The sequence below is a fragment of the Thermomonas sp. genome (assembly GCF_035369645.1).
In the GTDB taxonomy this organism is placed as follows: Bacteria; Pseudomonadota; Gammaproteobacteria; order Xanthomonadales; family Xanthomonadaceae; genus Thermomonas.
This window is the reverse complement of record NZ_DAOOUM010000046.1, coordinates 1-18,054: the sequence shown is the minus strand read 5'-3', so window position 1 is coordinate 18,054 and position 18,054 is coordinate 1. Positions and strand designations below refer to the sequence as shown.

Annotated in this window: 18 protein-coding genes, 1 tRNA gene and 1 riboswitch; of the genes, 4 read left to right on the top strand and 15 right to left on the bottom strand. The window is 60.8% G+C overall.

All coding sequences use genetic code 11. From position 1 onward, the window contains the following. Positions 1-106 precede the first annotated feature (106 nt). Complete coding sequence (locus PK789_RS09375) at positions 107-1,081, bottom strand: urea transporter (protein ID WP_324308494.1); 975 nt, start codon at positions 1,079-1,081, stop codon at positions 107-109. Next, positions 1,078-1,605, bottom strand: coding sequence for a redoxin domain-containing protein (locus PK789_RS09370; protein ID WP_324308493.1), 528 nt, complete (start codon positions 1,603-1,605; stop codon positions 1,078-1,080). Before PK789_RS09370 ends, PK789_RS09375 begins: the two co-directional genes overlap by 4 nt. A gap of 59 nt (positions 1,606-1,664) precedes the next feature. Between PK789_RS09370 and PK789_RS09365 the strand changes: the two genes are divergently transcribed. Further along, positions 1,665-3,533 (top strand): ATP-binding cassette domain-containing protein, encoded by a 1,869-nt coding sequence (locus PK789_RS09365; protein WP_324308492.1) that lies wholly within the window; start codon positions 1,665-1,667, stop codon positions 3,531-3,533. Positions 3,534-3,541: 8 nt separating this feature from the next. Here PK789_RS09365 and PK789_RS09360 read toward each other — a convergent pair whose 3' ends face one another. Next, positions 3,542-4,033 (bottom strand): TA system VapC family ribonuclease toxin, encoded by a 492-nt coding sequence (locus tag PK789_RS09360; RefSeq protein WP_324308491.1) that lies wholly within the window; start codon positions 4,031-4,033, stop codon positions 3,542-3,544. After that, on the bottom strand, positions 4,030-4,266 hold the full coding sequence (locus PK789_RS09355) for a hypothetical protein (protein ID WP_324308490.1): 237 nt from the start codon (positions 4,264-4,266) through the stop codon (positions 4,030-4,032). Before PK789_RS09355 ends, PK789_RS09360 begins: the two co-directional genes overlap by 4 nt. A 124-nt stretch (positions 4,267-4,390) precedes the next feature. Continuing rightward, a riboswitch (S-adenosyl-L-homocysteine riboswitch) is annotated at positions 4,391-4,478 on the top strand. A 27-nt stretch (positions 4,479-4,505) separates the two neighbouring features. On the opposite strand from PK789_RS09355, the gene ahcY reads away from it, so the two are divergent. Next, on the top strand, positions 4,506-5,954 hold the full coding sequence (gene ahcY / locus PK789_RS09350; protein ID WP_324308489.1) for an adenosylhomocysteinase: 1,449 nt from the start codon (positions 4,506-4,508) through the stop codon (positions 5,952-5,954). A gap of 49 nt (positions 5,955-6,003) precedes the next feature. On the opposite strand, the gene PK789_RS09345 is transcribed toward ahcY, so the two are convergent. The 5 genes from PK789_RS09345 to PK789_RS09325 form a co-directional block, all read right to left on the bottom strand. Further along, positions 6,004-6,510, bottom strand: a complete 507-nt coding sequence (locus PK789_RS09345; protein WP_324308488.1) for an SRPBCC family protein — start codon at positions 6,508-6,510, stop codon at positions 6,004-6,006. A 64-nt stretch (positions 6,511-6,574) separates the two neighbouring features. Further along, positions 6,575-7,276, bottom strand: a complete 702-nt coding sequence (locus PK789_RS09340) for a DUF2894 domain-containing protein (protein ID WP_324308487.1) — start codon at positions 7,274-7,276, stop codon at positions 6,575-6,577. Beyond that, complete coding sequence (locus PK789_RS09335) at positions 7,266-7,919, bottom strand: OmpA family protein (protein ID WP_324308486.1); 654 nt, start codon at positions 7,917-7,919, stop codon at positions 7,266-7,268. Before PK789_RS09335 ends, PK789_RS09340 begins: the two co-directional genes overlap by 11 nt. Next, positions 7,916-10,084 carry a hypothetical protein gene (locus PK789_RS09330; RefSeq protein WP_324308485.1) on the bottom strand — a complete coding sequence of 723 codons (2,169 nt, stop codon included), beginning with the start codon at positions 10,082-10,084 and terminating at the stop codon, positions 7,916-7,918. The genes PK789_RS09335 and PK789_RS09330 overlap by 4 nt, the downstream gene beginning before the upstream one ends. Before the next feature lie 11 nt (positions 10,085-10,095). Next, a complete protein-coding gene (locus PK789_RS09325; protein WP_324308484.1) occupies positions 10,096-10,767 on the bottom strand; it encodes a DUF3348 family protein in 672 nt (223 codons plus the stop codon). 169 nt (positions 10,768-10,936) lie between these two features. Between PK789_RS09325 and metF the strand changes: the two genes are divergently transcribed. Together metF and PK789_RS09315 are read left to right on the top strand one after the other, a co-directional pair. Further along, positions 10,937-11,761: a methylenetetrahydrofolate reductase [NAD(P)H] gene (gene metF / locus PK789_RS09320; protein ID WP_324308496.1), complete on the top strand. Its 825-nt coding sequence runs from the start codon at positions 10,937-10,939 to the stop codon at positions 11,759-11,761. A 72-nt stretch (positions 11,762-11,833) separates the two neighbouring features. Continuing rightward, positions 11,834-12,403, top strand: a complete 570-nt coding sequence (locus PK789_RS09315) for a hypothetical protein (protein WP_324308483.1) — start codon at positions 11,834-11,836, stop codon at positions 12,401-12,403. 121 nt (positions 12,404-12,524) lie between these two features. Here PK789_RS09315 and PK789_RS09310 read toward each other — a convergent pair whose 3' ends face one another. The 6 genes from PK789_RS09310 to PK789_RS09285 form a co-directional block, all read right to left on the bottom strand. Further along, a complete protein-coding gene (locus PK789_RS09310; RefSeq protein ID WP_324308482.1) occupies positions 12,525-13,631 on the bottom strand; it encodes a branched-chain amino acid aminotransferase in 1,107 nt (368 codons plus the stop codon). Positions 13,632-13,672: 41 nt separating this feature from the next. After that, positions 13,673-14,992, bottom strand: coding sequence for a sensor histidine kinase (locus PK789_RS09305; protein WP_324308495.1), 1,320 nt, complete (start codon positions 14,990-14,992; stop codon positions 13,673-13,675). Continuing rightward, the gene (locus tag PK789_RS09300) at positions 14,985-15,668 is read right to left on the bottom strand and encodes a response regulator transcription factor (RefSeq protein ID WP_324308481.1); all 684 of its coding nucleotides are present in this window, start codon (positions 15,666-15,668) and stop codon (positions 14,985-14,987) included. The genes PK789_RS09305 and PK789_RS09300 overlap by 8 nt, the downstream gene beginning before the upstream one ends. A gap of 208 nt (positions 15,669-15,876) precedes the next feature. Then, positions 15,877-16,788: a 30S ribosomal protein S6--L-glutamate ligase gene (gene rimK / locus PK789_RS09295; protein ID WP_324308480.1), complete on the bottom strand. Its 912-nt coding sequence runs from the start codon at positions 16,786-16,788 to the stop codon at positions 15,877-15,879. A 117-nt stretch (positions 16,789-16,905) separates the two neighbouring features. Further along, positions 16,906-16,979, bottom strand: a tRNA-Gly gene (locus tag PK789_RS09290). 82 nt (positions 16,980-17,061) lie between these two features. Continuing rightward, the coding region (locus tag PK789_RS09285; protein WP_324308479.1) for an autotransporter outer membrane beta-barrel domain-containing protein at positions 17,062-18,054 on the bottom strand (993 nt) is incomplete at its 5' end.

Sequence of the window (18,054 nt, the reverse complement as noted above, 5' to 3'; positions counted from 1 at the left end):
CTACACCGACGGCGACGGCAAGAAGCAGAAAGCCACGGCGTTCAGCTGGAAAAAGACCGACAAGGCAGAAACCCTGAAAAAGGCCGCCAAGCTGAAGTCATTCGCTTCACTGCACTTGCACGCGGGTAAACGCCGGGGCTGCGCGCAAGAACAGCCATGCCACCAGCACAAACGGCAGGGTCAGTGCGGGCATCCCGAGGGGTGCCAGTGCGGCGGTGGTGGCCGCCGCCACGAAGGGGGTGATGCCTGCCGCCAACAAGGCATAGGCATACCCCGCCGGGCTGCGGCGCAAAAACACGCAGGCCAGCGCCAATGCCACCAAGGCACTGTTGTAGCCATACATCCCGGCGCGGATGGCGGGCTCTGCTGCACCCATTGCCCATGCCACCAGTAGCCCCAGCAGGGAGCCGGTCAGCGCCATCACTGCTGCGCGTGGCGAGGCCACCAAGAGTGCGGCAACAAACAGCAGGCCACTGCAAATACTGTTTTGAAAAAACACCTGCCCCACCCCGGTAAATACCCCGTGGATCAGCGTTGTCAGTGTCACCACACCTTCCACCGTGGCAGTTTGCGGCAACTCGGCGGTGGGTAGCAGGCCGCTGGGTTCAAGCCGGCCCAGCCGCGCTGCCGCCAGAAACACGCACAACGTGGTGATGACGAACGGGGCGGTTAGCGCGGGCAAGCGTGGTTGATGGACCAATAGGGCCGCCATCAAAATGCTGGCGCACGCAGCCGCCAGCAGTGCACACGCCCACGTCAATGCACTTGGGGTCAAGAACACCAACACGGCCAAGGCCACTAATGCGCCATTGAAGCCAAACATGCCGCTACGCAAGAGGTCACGCTTGGCCCCCAGCCATGCGGCCACCAAGGTCCCTGCGCCCGCGCCCAATACCACCGCCAAGGCCAGTACCCAAGAATTGCAGGCAATGCCTGCAACAAACAACACGCCGGTATAGCTGTTGTTCTGAAACATCACCTGGCCAACGCCGCGCAGCAGATTGTCCAACAGGTTCAATGGCAGTGCCAACACACCATCAGAACCAGCGTCCAAACCATCGCGTGTCCATCGCAGTGTCATCGTGCGCAGGCCTCGCCCACGGCGCATGCCGCAGACGCATCCACATCGGCAGTCACGCCCTCGCCCAGCAACAACGCCACCTGCGCGCCCAGTGCCATGTCGTCCACTTGTCCAAAATGTTGATGGCGCAAGCGGCCGGCGCGGTCAATCAGCAATAGGGTGGGTGTGCCGCGCATGCCGTAGGCGGCCATGGTGCGGGGGATGGGGCCGTCGGTGGCTGGGGTGTCCACGCCCACCGGAAACTGGATGCGGTATTCGTGCAGAAAGGCTTGCAGCGATACCGGCGGCATCGCGCTGTGGTGTTCAAACACGGTATGCAGGCCCAGCACGGTGACGTGCTCTTGCGGAAAAATCTGTCGCAATTTTTGCACCTGCGGCAGGCCATGCGACACACAGCCGGGGCAGAGCATCTGGAAGGCTTCGATCACCACGACCTTGCCGCGCAGCGCGGCCAAGGTGACGGGGGCATCGGTGTTGAACCACTGCGTGCATTGCAGCTCGGGTGCCTGTGGCGCGGTTGTCATCTGTCCTCCACCTCTGCCAGTTACGTCGCCATTGTGCGACAGCATCGTAAACTACGCAGATGCCTCTACTTCAATTTCAAAACGTCGACTACAGCGTCGGCGGCCCGCTGCTGCTTGAGCAAGTCACGCTGAGCATCGAACCTAACGAACGTGTCTGCATCGTGGGCCGCAATGGCGCGGGCAAATCCACCCTGATGCGCTTGATTGCCGGCGATATCACGCCCGACGATGGCGAGATTCGCGTGCAGGGCGGCGTGGTCATCGCGCGCATGGCGCAGGAAGTGCCGCAGGACACCCACGGCAGCGTGTTTGACGTGGTGGCGCAGGGGCTGGGCGATCTGGGCGCGCTGCTGGCGCGCTATCACCACGCGGTGCACGACGGCGACATGGACGCGATGGCCGATGCGCAGACGCAAATCGAGGCGCAGCACGGTTGGGATCTGGACCGCCGCGTGTCGCAGGTGTTGGAGAAATTGGAATTGCCGGAAGACGTGGATTTTTCCTCGCTATCCGGCGGCATGAAGCGGCGCGTGTTGCTGGCGCAAGCCCTGGTGCGCAACCCGGATGTGCTGTTGCTGGATGAGCCCACCAATCATCTGGACATCGAGGCCATCGACTGGCTGGAAGGCTTTTTGAAGTCGTTCAACGGCAGTTTGGTATTTGTCACCCACGACCGTAGTTTTTTGCGCGCGCTGGCCACCCGCATCGTCGAAATCGATCGTGGTCAGGTGACGAGTTGGCCCGGCGATTACGACAACTACCTGCGTCGCCGCGAAGAACGCCTGCACGCACAAGCGCAAGAAAACGCCCGCTTCGACAAACTGCTGGCGCAAGAAGAAGTGTGGATCCGCCAAGGCATCAAGGCCCGCCGCACCCGCAACGAAGGCCGCGTGCGCGCCTTGAAGGCGATGCGCAATGAGCGCGCCGCACGCCGCGAACTGACCGGTAAGGTGAAGATGGAAGCCGCAGGTGCCAAGGCATCGGGCAAAAAAGTGATCGAGATGGCCGGCGTGTCGCAGGCGTTCGGCAGTAAGGTCATTTTGCGTGATGCCAGTACCACCATCCTGCGCGGCGACCGCATCGGCATCATCGGCCCGAATGGCTCGGGCAAGTCCACTTTGCTGAAAATTCTATTGGGCGAATTGACGCCCGATGCCGGCAGCATCGAACAAGGCACGCAGTTGCAGATTGCCTATTTCGACCAGCATCGCAGTCAACTGGACGAAACCCGCAACGCGATTGAAAACGTCGCCGGCGGCGCGGATTTTGTGGAGATCAACGGCAGCCGCAAACACATCATCGGCTACCTGCAGGATTTTTTGTTTTCGCCGGAACGTGCGCGTGCGCCGATCACCCGGCTGTCCGGTGGTGAACGCAATCGCCTGCTGCTGGCGCGGCTGTTCGCACAGCCGTCGAACTTATTGGTGATGGACGAACCCACCAATGACCTCGACGTGGAAACACTGGAATTATTGGAAGAATTATTGCTGGACTACAAAGGCAGCTTGCTGCTGGTCAGCCACGACCGCGATTTTCTGGACAACGTGGTCACCAGCACGCTGGCGCTGGAAGGCGAAGGCCGGCTGGGCGACTACGTGGGTGGCTATAGCGATTGGCTGCGACAACGGCCTAGCGCGGCCGCGGCAGCCGCCACACTCCAACCAGCACCGGCACCTGCCACCACGCCAGCACCTGTGCCGGTAGCCAGCAAGCGCAAACTCAGCTTCAAAGAGCAGCGCGAATTGGAGCTGCTGCCTGCGCGCATCGAACAACTGGAAACCGACATCGCCAGCCGTACCGCCAGCATGCAAGACGCCGCGTTTTATCGCCAAGATGCTGCCGCGCAACTACGTGCCAATACCGAATTGGCAGCACTGCAAGCTGAGTTGGACACCTGTTTTGCGCGCTGGGAAGCGCTGGACGGGTGATCTTTGGGTTATTCACCAATCACGAACTTCGCAGCCTCACCTCCGCGCACCGCGCTGGTGATGAGTTTTTTGTCGAAGGTGGCGAGCTTGCCGCCGTGCTGCACTGCCAACGCCAGCAGGTAGGTATCGGTCACTTGTTCGGATGCTAGCAAACGCGACTGATTGATGATGGGCGAATCCAGCAAGCTCAACCCTGACGGCCAATACACATGCCCGGGTTGCGCGCACAAATCGCCCAGCAATTCCGCCGCAAGCGCGACGGTGGCAACCGCGTTGCCATAGCGTGGGTGCGCCATGATCCGCAACGCGCCATTTTGGGTGATGGCGCAACTGGCCCACGACGCGCGGGCATCGACAAACCACGCATGCGCCAATGCGTGATGGGTATGCACGGGGTCTAGCAGCGCAAGCAAGACATTGACATCCAATAACCACGTGGTGGGTGGAGACCGCCATTGCGCACTGGCATCGGCAATCCGTGACCGCGTGTTTTGTTTCACGGTGCCCACGGCAAGTCATCGCGCAATTGATGGATGACGTCCAACCCGGTGGGTTTGGCATCGCCGCGTACCGGCATCAAGCGAATGCCGTTGCGGGTTTTGGGTGCGGCCGCAGGCGTCAGCCCTTTGCGTGCCAATGCCGACACCACTTCCCCCAGCGTGCGGCCCTGCTGCGCCGCCAGCGCACGCGCGGCAGACAAAATGTCTTCGTCCAATTGCAAGGTTGTTCGCATCCGGAATACCTCGGTATGTTGCTGATGCAAAGCATCACGCATCACGCATCTTGCGTCAACATCCTCAACCTCCTCAATTTCCCAAATCTCAAACTCGCACTCGCCACCACTTATAATGGCCGGCTACACCGAGGGGCGCTGCGACCGTGTCGCTGCATTGACAGCACGGCCAGGCTTGGTGAGGTTTCCTGCAACAACGGCGCCCGTGACCGCAACCATTGCACTCACGGAGTTTTGCCATGCATGCACACACCCAAACCTTCTCGACTGAAGGTGACTACAAAGTCGCCGATATCGCCCTAGCCAACTGGGGCCGCAAAGAATTGGACATCGCCGAGCACGAAATGCCGGGCTTGATGTCAATCCGCAAAAAGCACGCCAGCACCAAGCCGCTGCAAGGCGTGCGCGTCACCGGCAGCCTGCACATGACCATCCAGACCGCCGTCCTCATCGAAACCTTGAAAGACATCGGCGCCGATGTGCGCTGGGCGTCTTGCAATATTTTTTCCACCCAAGACCACGCTGCTGCTGCGATTGCCGCCACCGGCACACCGGTGTTTGCGTGGAAGGGCGAAACCTTGGAGGAATATTGGGATTGCACGCTGGATGCACTGACCTTCACCCTGCCCGATGGCACCCTCACCGGCCCCGAATTGGTGGTGGATGACGGCGGCGATGTCACCTTGCTGATCCACAAAGGCTATGAACTGGAACAGGGCGATAGCAGTTGGGTGAATTCCGCCTCGGGCAGCCACGAAGAGCAAGTCATCAAGAATCTGCTCAAGCGCGTCGCCACCGAGCGCCCCGGCTACTGGACCCGCGTCGTTGCCGACTGGAAGGGCGTGTCCGAAGAAACCACCACCGGCGTACATCGTCTGTATCAGCTGGCCGAGGCCGGCACATTGTTGGTGCCGGCCATCAACGTCAATGACTCGGTGACCAAATCCAAGTTTGATAATTTGTACGGCTGCCGCGAATCACTGGCCGATGGCCTGAAGCGCGCGATGGACGTGATGCTGGCCGGCAAGGTGGCGGTGGTGTGTGGCTATGGCGATGTAGGCAAGGGCTCGGCGGCCTCGCTACGCGCGTATGGTGCCCGCGTCATTGTCACCGAGATCGACCCGATCTGCGCCTTGCAAGCGGCGATGGAAGGCTATGAAGTCACCACCCTCGAAAACACGCTGGGCCGCGCCGATATTTATGTCACCACCACCGGCAACAAGGACATCATCCGCGTCGAGCATATGCAGGCGATGAAGGATCAAGCCATCGTCTGCAACATCGGCCACTTCGACAACGAAATCCAAGTGGACGCGCTGAAAGCCTTGCCGGGTCTGATCCATACCAACATCAAGCCGCAGGTGGACAAGTACACGCTGGCCAATGGCAACAGCATCTTCCTGCTGGCCGAAGGCCGCTTGGTGAATTTGGGCTGCGCCACCGGCCACCCCAGTTTTGTGATGAGCAATTCGTTTGCCAACCAGACCTTGGCGCAGATCGACTTGTGGGCTAACAAAGACAGCTACACCACCAAGGTGTACATCCTGCCGAAGAAGCTGGACGAGGAAGTGGCGCGCCTGCATCTGGAAAAAATTGGCGTGAAGCTAACCACGCTGACTCAAGAACAAGCCGACTACCTCGGCGTGGCCGTGGATGGACCGTTCAAGCCGGAGCATTACCGGTATTGATTTGATCGCGGCACGATGGTCTGGGTTGCGGGCGCGATAAATCGCGCCCCTACCCGAAAGATTGCATCTGTTTGCCGTAGGTTTTACGCGCTTGCAAGAACACATCGAACGGGAATTTGATCGGCACGCCCTCCAGTGCTGCGGCCAGCATTTCCAAATGCCCTTCAAACCCTGCGCAGGCTTTGGCCAAATCCTCATTGGCCGGCACCTTCACGCAAAGCCGCAACTGCGTGCCGCCTGCGGCTTCGCTTAATTCCCAACGCAATGGCCGTTGCGGTTGCGTGCCGCTACTCCACGAATACTCCAACAGCCGGCCGAATTCGAACGCGGACACACAGCTATCGATCACGCTACCGCTGTCGGCAAAATCAATCCGGACACTGCCGCCTAGGCGCTGTTCGATACTGCCTGGGGCTAGCCACTGCGCCATTTCGGAAGACTCGGTCAGCATCGCCCATACCGCCGCTGGCGACTGCGCGAACACGCGCTGCAAGTGACCTTCAAGGCCATCACCGGCGCGCAGGATGCGGCCAATAGTTACTCCGTCGTCATTCATAGGGAACCGCCAATATGGGATGCCCCATGAAACGACAACCACCCTGCGACTGCCTTGATATTGGTCAGTCTGTCGTGGTTTCAGTGTTTATTGGTGTGCTGCTGATGCTTTCGGTTTTGCTTGCACGTTTGCGGCTGCGTGTGCGCGCGGGCTTGCGTGCTGGCAATCCTGTCGCCGGCGCAACGGCAGCTTCGCCAACCAATGCAGCCATGCCCGCCAAGACGTCGAGATACGCCAAAAATTGCTCCAGATATGCCGGCGATACCGCGCGCATTGCCTCCAATGTGCGTGCCACCAAGCGGCTGGAATTGAGCGGGCCTGCATCTTCCGCCGGCTGCGCCAAGGCCTGCCGAAGCTGCGTTTGCGCACGCAGATCACGCCATGTGGCGCGTGCGGTGTCCAACAGGTGCTCGACCGAAGGCGCCGATGCCATCCCCGGCGCGGCCATGTCGGCAGCATCCATTGATGCATGTTTTTGCGACAGCAAACGCAGGACTTCCGCAAATGCGTGACTTACTTGCGCAGGTGCCGCTTTTGCAGCCCGTGGTGACGCAGCACAGCTAGCCTCGCAGGCATCCAGTAATGTCCGCACACGCACGCGCAACGCCGCTTGCACGCTGGCATCTTGCGCGGGCAATCGCTGCAACAGCGCTTCGATGCGATACAGGGCCACGCGGCTCGCGCGGCCATTTTGCCGCTGGCGCAGTGCATCCAAGCGCAGTTGCAAGGCGAGTACGCCCTCCGTCACCGCATCCTCAATCACCACGCTTACTCGTGGTTTGCTGCGGGCGCGGCATCGGGGCGATTTCCACCCGTCGGTTGCGGGCGCGGCCGGTTGCATCACGATTGGATGCCAAGGGTTGTTGCGCACCAAACGCGGCGGCAAACACGGCACTGGCAGGTACCCCGGCATCCACCAATGCGCGCGTCACCGTCAACGCGCGTTGTGCGGATAGTTCTAAGTTATCGGCAAAATGTCGGTTATCGGCATGCACGGGTTGGTCATCGGTAAACCCGCTGACCATCAAGACTTCGCTGCGTGCGCGCAAGTAGTCTGCCAACGGGCCAGCCAGACCGTTCAAGACGGTGCGGCCCTGCGGCTGCAACTGATCAGAATTATTCGCGAACAACACGCTGCCACGTATCCCAATGCGCCCATCGACCAAACTGATGCGGCCCTCGGCCAACGGGGCAGCCAAGGCTTGCTCCAGCGCATGCCGACGCTGCTCGGCCAGTTCACGCTGGCGGACTTCTTCGTGCAGCTTTCCTTCCAAATGCAATTGCACGCCGATCACGCCCACCAAAATCAGCACGAACACGCCCAGCAGCACCGCCATCAAATCGCCAAACGCGGCCCAGATGGGCGCGCCTTGCTCCAAGCTGTCGTCGTCTTCTAGCTCCAAGCTCATGTCGTTGCCATCGTCGTAGCGGTGCGTGATGCCGATAGTGTTTGCAGGTCGGCCACGATCTGGCGTTGCGATAGCAAACTGAGGTCCACCACCTCGCGGGCTTGGGCAATGTAATAAGCCAACTGCTCATCACTGCGTGCCAGCGATTTTTCCAACGCGCCTTCCAAGCACTCCAGTCGCTCGGACAATTGCACAGTGACCTGCCCAAACGTCGCCACGGCCACGGCAAATGCATCGCCCACGCTGGCCACTTCCACCGCACCGGCAGCGGCGCGAGTGGCGGCGGCATCCAAGCGTTGCGTATCGACATCAACACGAGCATCAAAGCGACTGCCGGTGCGTTCCAGCAAATCGGAGGCACCCGTTACCAGTGCGTCGATCGCGGCTTTTTGTTCGTGCGAGGCATGGTTGATAGCCGCCAACAACTGCCCCAGCGTGGTCAGCAGTTGGTTGCGCTCGTCCAGCATTTCGGTGTCGCGGCGCAGGCTGTCGGACAACGATTGACGCAACTCGGCCACCACCTCCGCCGCCGCGCGCGGTGCTTCGGCGGCGGTTTGTAGCAACTTGGCGATCTCATCGAGGGTGGCACTGGCTTGCTGTTGCGCATGCTCGGCAATACCGTTGGCGGTGTGTTGCATGGCCTCGCACAGCGCGTGTTGCTGTTGTTGCGCACCGGCATGCAAAGCCGCTTGTCGCTGCTGCTCGGATGCCTGCCATTCCGACTGCCGCTGTGTTTCACGCAGTTCCCATTGCGCAAGCGTGGCCTGCTGCTGCGTGTCCATTTGTTGCAACAGCGCCTGTGCTTGCAGCCCCACATCTGCAACGATTTGTGCCAGCGAATTTTGCTGTGTCGTCACCCATTCGGCAACAACCGTTTGCTGTTTGGCGGCATGCGCTACCTGCATCTCCTGCTGCGCTGCCGCCCACGCGGCATGCGTCGTTTGCTGCTGCGTCAGCAGGGCCGCATGCGTTGTTTGCTGCTGCGTCATGGCCTGCGCCCAAGCGGCGGCATGGGCTTGCGTTGCGGTTTGCAATTGCGTGGTGACATTTTCAAGCAATGCCTGCGCCCGCGTTGCCATGCTTGCATCCCACTGTTGCAACGCATTGCGCACATCGCCCAACAGCGCCGCTTGGGTTTGCTGCTGGGTTGCCTGCGCCTGCTGCAACAGATCGGCAATGGTGGTGGTTGCCGCCTGCCACAACGCGCTGTTGTGGTGCGATTGCGTTTGCAGGCTTTGCGACAACTCACTGTGCACCGCGCGCGTGCTGGTGGTGATGGCCTCCATCGTGGCCTGTGCTACTGGCTGCAAGGCGCGGCTACTGGCTTCGGCCGCTTGGCTGATGCTGGCCTGCAAGGCCTGCTGCACGCCTGCCACCAATTGCGTGTATGCCGCCTCGGTACGGGCATGGAAGCTATCTTGCCGCGCTTGCTGCTGTTGGATATTGGTGTGGTCGCGTTGCTCAATGGTGTCGGCCAGCGCTTGCAGACGCGCCACCAGCGCCGGCATCGCCTCGGTCTGTTGGCGCAACAACTGCCAACTGTCTTGTTGCCGATGATCGCGGGTGTAGATCTGCAACGGGCCGGCGATGGCCGCATCCAAATCACGCGCCACTTGCAACCGCTCGCGCCGGCACAGCGCGGTCAGCAAGCCCAGCACCGCCGAGGTGGCGATGCCCGCAATCGATGTACCAAACGCATAACCCAAGCCGCGCACAGGTGCCGCCAGCGAGTCGCGCACCGCCTGCAAATCGCTGGCGGTATCCAGCGCCATGCCGGTGCCTTGCAAGGCCGCCATCATGCCCAACAAGGTACCCAGCATGCCCAACAAAACCAATACCCCTGACAAATACGCTGGCAAGCTGGGCGCGGGCAACGCAACACGCTCACCCAAAATGCGCAACCGCACCGCAGTGCGCAACGAGCCATCCTGCTGTTGCAGCCAGTCCTCCAAACCTTGCGCTGGCGGCAATGTCTGTAATGCACGTTGCACACTGGCAGTGGCCTTGCGATAGCGCAGCAAGCCGATGCCGCCCACCGCATACACCAGCGCAATCAGCAGGCAGACCAGCAAAATCCAAGGGCTTGCACTTGCATGCATCACCGCCACCCAGCCCACCACCAGCAAGCCAAGTGCAAACAACAGCCATAACAAAGGTTGACGCATTGAACTCATTCCTAGGGCCGCAATGCAGCCTGCAACGCATGTAAAGGGAGGAAGCGCAGCTCCAATTCGGCCAGCAACACGCAACGCATATCGGTACGAAAACTGTGCTGCCAACTCTCCGCTGGCGATGCGGGTGCCTGCGCGTGCAACTGGGCATAACGCTGACCCAGCAACTCCGGGATGGCACCCAGCAAGCTGTGCTCGCGCGGGCTGAGCAGGGCATCCATGTGTGCGTCCAACGCAGCCAGTCGGGCGCGCTGCGGCTCCGCTTGACTCAATTGATCGCGCAGCTGCCCACGCAAGCGCCCACTTGCGGCCTGTAATTTGCGTTGCAAGGCAACGTAATGCTGACGCAAAGGTGCATACGCTTGCTCGGCGGTATCCCCGGTCTGCGTGGCCAGCGCGCGCCACGATGCATCGTCATCAATCGCATCACGCAACTGTTGCTGGGTTTGGATGAGCGCATCGCTGCCAACACCCGCACCGTGGTCGTCATCGCGCAGCGGCAACGCCAGCGGCGCATCCAACACTCTGGATAAGGCCACCGCGCGCGTCCAATCCAACCACTGCGCCAGATAATCCAACAAACGCTCGCCCGCTGGGCTGGGTGACAGCGTGGTGACACGCGCCAATAGCCGAATGAACGTTGGCGCAGGCGGCGGTGCCAGCGGGTCGTGATCCATCATCGCAAGGGTGAAAACCGCCTATTTTACAGGGGAGATGGCAGCAAAACCCCAAGCGCGCATGACACACGGCTGTTGCTAGGGTTTGGCTGATGACGACATCTAATATATCGCTTTATCGCGAACAAGCGATATATACTTGCCACATCTTCTCCATCGACCGATCCCGATGTTGCCGATCAGCTTCGAGTTTTATCCACCCAAGACCGACGAACAGCGCGAGCAGCTCGACCGCAGCGTGCGCAAGCTCAAGACCTATGCCCCGCAATTCATGTCGGTGACGTTTGGTGCCGGCGGCTCCACGCTCAGCCACACCCCAGAAACCGTGCAGCATTTGCGTGGCGACCATGGCGTGATGGGGGTTCCACATTTGACCTGCGTGGGCGGCAGCCGCGAAGAAATCCGCCATTTGCTCAAGCTGTACCGCGCGTTGGGATGCGAGCGCATTGTCGCCTTGCGTGGTGATTTGCCCTCGGGCATGGCACGCAGCGGTGACCTGCGTTATGCCAGTGAATTGGTGGCATTGATCCGGCAGGAACATGGCGATTATTTTCACATCGAAGTGGCAGCCTACCCGGAAACCCACCCGCAAGCCGAACACGCGCAGGCCGATTTGCGCCACTTCAAAATCAAGGCCGATGCCGGTGCCAACAGCGCAATCACGCAGTATTTCTACAACACCGATGCGTATTTCCGCTTTGTCGATGACGTGCGCGCCTTGGGTGTGGATATTCCCATCATCCCCGGCATCATGCCGATTGCCAATTTCAGCCAGTTGCGCCGGTTTTCGGACGCCTGCGGTGCCGAGATTCCACGCTGGGTCGTGCAGCGCATGAAAGCATTTGGCGATGATGCCGGCGCAATCCGCGAATTTGCCGCCGACGTGGTGGCCCAGCTGTGCCAACGCTTGATTGCCGGCGGCGCACCCGGGCTGCATTTTTATACGTTGAACCTGGCAAAACCCACGCAGGCGATTTTGCAGCGCCTAGAGTAATGCGTGATGCGTAGCGGGTGACGCTGCGGCACTGGGCTTCCCACCATGCAGGCCAGCACGTACCCTGCACCGATGCGAACTTTTCTCGGCCTTGCGTGCCTGCTGCTTGGATTGCTATGGATGCCCTTGGCGCAGGCACAGGTCAAGCACTGCACCTTGCCCGATGGCAGCATGATTTACACCGATCGCCAGTGCGAGGACATCGGTGCGCGTGAACGCTTGGCGCCTCCCCCACCCAGTGCTGGCGGCGCGTCTTTGCGGCGCACCGTTTGTGCACGTAACCCGCAAGAATTAGGCGACGCCCTTGCGGCGGCAATTCAGTCTGGCGATGCCAACCGCATTGCCGCCTTGTATGACTGGGCCGGCAGCGGCACCAGCATCGCCAATGCCACCATGGACCGCCTGCAAGCCATCGCCGACCGTTCTTTAGTGGATGTGCAAGTGGTGCGCTCCAACCCTAGCGAGCAGACAGATGCCCCGCTGCGGTTTGACGAGACGACAGGCGCACTACTGAAGCCTGCCGCAGCCCCAGCGCGTGTCCTTGGCTTGCTGGCAACGCAGGTATTGAAAAACAGCGCCACCCCGAGCAATACGCGCTTCGGTCTGCGTCGCCGCATGGACTGCTGGTGGGTGCATCTGTAACACGCGTACGCCCCGCCCAAGCGCTGCGCTTGTAGTGCGTATGCCCGTGGCACACGGAACACGTACCAGCATTCCCGCGAAGGCGGGAATGCTGAGCAACAGCAGCGTGTTTCGCGTTGACTTAGGCCAGTTTGACCAACCAGCCATGACGATCCGGCAGGCGGCCGTACTGAATATCGGTCAATTCTTTGCGGATCGACATGGTCACTTCACCGGCAGGCGCGTTGATATCACCCACGGCAAAACCCTTGCCTTTCAGTTCACCAATCGGGGTCACCACGGCAGCGGTGCCGCAGGCGAAAACTTCGCTGATTGCACCCGACGCCACGCCTGTCTTCCACTCATCAATGGTGACTTTGCGTTCTTCCACCGTCAGGCCACGATCGCGCGCCAATTGCAGGATGCTGGAACGGGTGATGCCTTCCAGAATGCTGCCGGACAGTTCTGGGGTGACGATACGGCCATCTTGGTACACCAAGAACACATTCATGCCGCCGAGTTCCTCCAGATACTTGCCTTCGACCGGGTCGAGGAACAGCACCTGCGAGCAGCCCTGCGCATAGGCTTCTTGCTGTGGCAACAGCGATGCTGCGTAATTGCCACCGCACTTGGCCGCACCGGTACCGCCCTTGGCCGCGCGCGCATAGTCTTCCGACAGCCAGATCGACACAGGGGCCACACCCTTGGCGAAGTACGCACCGGCCGGGCTGGCGATGATGTAATACCCCGCCGCCTGCGCCGCACGCACCCCCAAAAAGGCTTCCGTGGCAATCATGAACGGGCGGAAATACAAACTGCTTTCCGGTGCCGACGGCACCCAAGCGTGATCGACCGCGACCAACTGGCGCAGCGATTCGGTGAACTCGGCCACCGGCAACTGCGGCAAGGCCAAACGCGCAGCAGAGCGCTGCAAACGCGCGCCATTGGCTTCGGGGCGGAAGGTCCAAATGGAGCCATCGGCATGCCGATACGCCTTGATACCTTCAAAAATTTCTTGCCCGTAATGCAGCACGGACGCCGCCGGGTCCAGCGACAGCGGGCCGTATGCACGCACTTGCGCATCGTGCCAACCCTGCGCTTTGTCCCATTGGATGGCCACCATATGGTCGGTGAAATATTTGCCAAACCCCAGCTCACCCGCAAGGATATCCGCGCGCTGCGCATCGCTACGGGCGTGATCGGACAGGGTGACGCGGTAGGTCAACGGTGCAGCTGTGGGGGTGTTCATGCGGGCATCCTTAGAAAACATGCTGCACATTATGCCGCGAGTTAAGCAAACCTCAGCGTGGCCACCACGCCGTTGACCTCACCGGGGCGCACCTGCACATCCCAGCCATACAAGGTGCACAGGCGGCGCACGATCGACAAACCGATGCCACCGCCCTGTGAATGTCCGGCATGGGTGCCGCGATAGCCACGGGTGAACAGCTTCGCGGCGTCCTCGGCACTCAGACCCGGGCCAGAGTCGATCACCTCCACCGCGGCGGGAAGCACCCGCACCACCACTTCACCACTGGGCGTGTATTTCACCGCATTGCCAATCAGGTTGCCCAATGCCACCGCCAGCGCCGAATCGGGCACGTCTAGTAATAGGCTGGGTTCCCCTTCCAACCGTAATTCCACTGGCTTACCGGCCAACTGCGCACGATGGCTGTCCAATTGCTGCTGCGCCACCTTGGCCACATTGCACTGACCAACCGCGCGCTCGTTGCGTGACAGCAGCAGCAAGGCGCTGATCAAGTCGGTGCATTGCTGCTCGGCACGTTGGATGCGCGCCAGCCGGGTGCGCGTGCGTTCGTCCAGCTCGGGCCGGGTCAACAACAACTCCACCGCGCCACGAATCACTGCCAGCGGCGTGCGCAGCTCGTGGCTGACATCGGCATTGAATTCACGATCGCGCTGCACCACCTCGGTCAAGCGCGCGGCGTAATCATCCAGCGCCTTGGCCAGCTCGCCCACTTCGTCGTCGGGGAAATTGGGGGCCAGTGCTTCCGGTGCCGAGCTATTCCCCGAACGTCGCAGACGCTGCGCCAAATCCGACACTGGGGCCATCACCTTGGATGCCGACCACCACCCCAAAATCAATGCGAACAGGCTGAATGCCAACACCGCACCCAGCAACCAACGCGTCAGCAAGTCCGAGGTGGCCGCCGCATCGGTGACGTTGTAGCGCACCAAACTGGTGAAGGGCTTGCCAGTTTGCTGGCTCAAACCACGCCGCACCGCCACTTTGTACACCTGCATCACGCCCGTGGCGTCATGCTCGCGTACTTCATGCAGACCTGGCTTGAGGTCACGGTACAGCGGGTTGATTTTGAAGGCATTGTCATCGCTGAACGTGCGTGCATCGAACATCAAAAAATACGGCTGCCGCTCTGGATGGGTTTCCACTTGCTGCACCAAGCTGACCACCTCGCGCTGCAAGGTTTTTTCGATCAATTGGTTTTCCAGCCGATTGCGCAGATGCAGCATCGCCACTGCGAACAATGCCGTCAGGCCAAAGCCCAATAACGCGAACGAGACGATGATGCGGGTACGCAGCCGCCGCCGACCAGGCGTGGGCACTCGTGATGCGGGCACTTCAGCCATCGGCTTCCGCTGCGGCAATGCGATAGCCAATGCCATGCCGGGTCTGGATCATGGCGCTGGTAAAAGGCTTGTCCACCAGTGCGCGCAGGCCGTGGATATGCACGCGCAGGGAGTCGGAGTCGGGCAATTCTTCGCCCCACACACGGGCTTCCAGATCTTGGCGGGTGACCACTGCCGGCGCGGCTTCCATCAGGGCCTGCAAGATTTTCAACGCGGTCGGGTTGAGTTGGATCGGCTTGCCCTGCCGGTGCACTTCCAAGGTTTCCAGATTGAACTCCAGATCGCCCACGTTCAACACCCGCACCGGCAGGCCGCGCCCACGGCGCGCCAGTGCATTCAAGCGCACGTTCACCTCTTGCAACGCGAACGGTTTGATCAAGTAATCATCGGCACCGGAATCAAAGCCGGCCAATTTGTTGTCCAGCGAATCGCGGGCGGTCAGCATCAGCACGGGGGTCTGCTTGCGTGCCTCGTTGCGCAGCTTGCGGCAGACTTCCAGCCCATCCATGCCGGGCAGGTTCAAGTCCAGCACGATGGCGTCAAAGTCGTGGACGATGGCCAAGTGCAAGCCGGTGATGCCATCGGCGGCAAAGTCCACGGTATGCCCGCACTCTTCTAGATAATCGCCAAGATTGGCGGCAATATCGGAATTGTCCTCGATGACCAAAATGCGCATGCTTGATTTCCAAAATGGACGGTTTGATGGACTCAGACCGCCGCATCCAGCGCCGGTTCCGTGATTCTTGCACAGCTGATGGGCATTGCAGGCAAGCGCACATAAACAAAGACCCGGACGTGGGAGCGTCCGGGCCGAAACGTCACTTATGCCCTGCATGACCGCTGGGGGGAAGTTCAGCGGCGTGGCTATCTTGGAAGAACGGCAATTAAGAATCTGTCAATTCGATGTTGCAAGCTTGTTGTGCTTGCGCTCTGTGTGCGATGTGTTCGATCACCACGCCGGCCACGTCGATCCCGGTGGCGTCTTCAATCCCCTCCAGCCCCGGTGAAGAATTCACTTCCAGCACCAACGGGCCGCGCGTGCTGCGGATCAGATCCACACCCGCCACCCCCAGACCCAAGATTTTTGCGGCATGCACGGCCGTGGCCACCTCGGCCTTGGTGGCCCGCACTGGCTTGGCGGTACCGCCGCGATGCAAGTTGGAACGAAAATCGCCCGGCGGTGCCACCCGCCGCATGGCCGCCACCACTTGGTCACCCACCACGAAACAGCGCAGGTCAGCGCCCTTGGCTTCGGCAATGAATTCTTGCACCAGAAAATTGGCGTACAGCCCGCGCAGGGTTTCGATGGTGGCGCGCGAGGCCGAGGGTTTTTCAGTCAACATCACCCCCGCGCCTTGGGTACCTTCGTTGAGCTTGATCACATGCGGCGGCGGCCCCAGCAGCGCCAGCAAGTCGCCGGTGTCGTCGGGGTTATCGCCAAACACGGTGACCGGCAGCCCGATACCTCGCGCAGCCAATACCTGATGGCAGCGCAATTTGTCGCGCGCGCGCGCGATGGCCGATGCACTGTTGGGCGAGTAACTGCCCATCAATTCAAACTGGCGCAGCACCGCGCAGCCATAGCGCGTGATCGATGCACCGATGCGCGGCACCACCGCATCGTATCCGGCCACCGGTTTGCCTTTGTAGCGCATATCAAACCCTGCACTGCTGATCCGCATGTAGCAGCGCAAGGGGTCTAACACGCGCACACTGTGACCGCGCGTGCGTGCGGCTTCCACTAAGCGTCGGGTCGAATACAGCTTGCTGTTGCGCGACAAAATGGCGAGCTTCATTGCGATCCATCCGTGTGATTGCCAAAACCGGTCGGCGCTATCTTCCAACAGAAAGGGCGACACCCGAAAGGATGCCGCCCTGTTGGCAATGTGACACACGCATGTGCAAACACTATCTGGAGCGGGTGATGGGAATCGAACCCACGCTAGCAGCTTGGGAAGCTGCAGTTCTACCATTGAACTACACCCGCGCGGGTCGCCAGTCTAAGACCTTGGCCACCAAGGATGCAACGCGCGCGGCTGCGCACGCTGCATCGCCACTCAGATTGTCACTCAGAACGAACCGCCCACGGTCAGGAAGAACGTGGTGTCGTGGCCGCCCTTCTGGTTGATGCTCAGATTACTGCCGGCGGTGACATCCATCCCCATCAGCTGACTGCGCAAACCAACGGCCAAGGTGCCATAGCTATCGTCAAACGCCACGCCGGGCACGGCATACGGCAGTGAGCCGGTCAACGATTGCGATTGCGCCCACACTTGCGCCGGGGCTTTTTTGTATTCGTGGTTCCAGCTCACCCGTGCAAACGGTTGCAGGTGTTCGTTGATGCTATAGCTGGTCTGCCAACCGGCACTACCCACCAAGGAATCGCCGTCTTGCTTGGCAAATGCCAGTGCGCTGGACTGGGTGCTGTTTTCGGCATAGCCATCCACGCGGATGTTTTGCCATACCAACGACAACACCGGGCCGGTCTGCCAGTTGCCGTGTTTGAAGTTCCAACCGGTGCTGACCCCAGCGCTGAGATTGGTGCCATCGGGTGAGCCACTGTGGATGCGCACGGCCTTGCCCAGTTCAACCTGGCGATCCACCTTGTAGCTCAACTTGGTCCAGCTCAGCTGACCATTGGCCCACAGGCCGCTGTCGCCCGCCCAGCCAACAAAGCCACCGATGCTGGCATCGGTTTGACGGAAGTCGCCGCGATCGAACCCAAAGTCGATTTTCTGGCGACCGTAACCGGCAAATGCGCCATACACCACATTGCCCGCGTGCCAACCCAGGCCAAACGAACCGGTGCCGCCCATGCCATCAAACCCGGCAGACTGGTTGAAGCGTTGTTGGTCGCCGCGCACATCGGCCCACCACTGCATGCCCTCCGCTTTGGACATCGCCATGCTGCTGACTTGGCTATCCACCATGCTGGCGCGCGAACGTCCCACCATCGCCGCCGAATGCGGCAGCACCGCAATCTGGCGCGGGCCGTCGATCATCGACACGGCCAAGTCGGCCAACGCCTTGTGCGCGCCCGAGGTGGGGTGCACGCCATCGGC

Coding starts and splice junctions, on each gene's coding strand:
- PK789_RS09345 (WP_324308488.1), bottom strand. CDS start 6,510: ATGAATGACGACGGAGTAACTATTGGCCGCATCCTGCGCGCCGGTGAT.
- PK789_RS09300 (WP_324308481.1), bottom strand. CDS start 15,668: ATGCGCATTTTGGTCATCGAGGACAATTCCGATATTGCCGCCAATCTT.
- PK789_RS09325 (WP_324308484.1), bottom strand. CDS start 10,767: ATGGATCACGACCCGCTGGCACCGCCGCCTGCGCCAACGTTCATTCGG.
- PK789_RS09315 (WP_324308483.1), top strand. CDS start 11,834: ATGCGAACTTTTCTCGGCCTTGCGTGCCTGCTGCTTGGATTGCTATGG.
- metF (WP_324308496.1), top strand. CDS start 10,937: ATGTTGCCGATCAGCTTCGAGTTTTATCCACCCAAGACCGACGAACAG.
- PK789_RS09305 (WP_324308495.1), bottom strand. CDS start 14,992: ATGGCTGAAGTGCCCGCATCACGAGTGCCCACGCCTGGTCGGCGGCGG.
- PK789_RS09375 (WP_324308494.1), bottom strand. CDS start 1,081: ATGACACTGCGATGGACACGCGATGGTTTGGACGCTGGTTCTGATGGT.
- PK789_RS09335 (WP_324308486.1), bottom strand. CDS start 7,919: ATGAGCTTGGAGCTAGAAGACGACGACAGCTTGGAGCAAGGCGCGCCC.
- PK789_RS09310 (WP_324308482.1), bottom strand. CDS start 13,631: ATGAACACCCCCACAGCTGCACCGTTGACCTACCGCGTCACCCTGTCC.
- PK789_RS09330 (WP_324308485.1), bottom strand. CDS start 10,084: ATGCGTCAACCTTTGTTATGGCTGTTGTTTGCACTTGGCTTGCTGGTG.
- rimK (WP_324308480.1), bottom strand. CDS start 16,788: ATGAAGCTCGCCATTTTGTCGCGCAACAGCAAGCTGTATTCGACCCGA.
- ahcY (WP_324308489.1), top strand. CDS start 4,506: ATGCATGCACACACCCAAACCTTCTCGACTGAAGGTGACTACAAAGTC.
- PK789_RS09365 (WP_324308492.1), top strand. CDS start 1,665: ATGCCTCTACTTCAATTTCAAAACGTCGACTACAGCGTCGGCGGCCCG.
- PK789_RS09355 (WP_324308490.1), bottom strand. CDS start 4,266: ATGCGAACAACCTTGCAATTGGACGAAGACATTTTGTCTGCCGCGCGT.
- PK789_RS09370 (WP_324308493.1), bottom strand. CDS start 1,605: ATGACAACCGCGCCACAGGCACCCGAGCTGCAATGCACGCAGTGGTTC.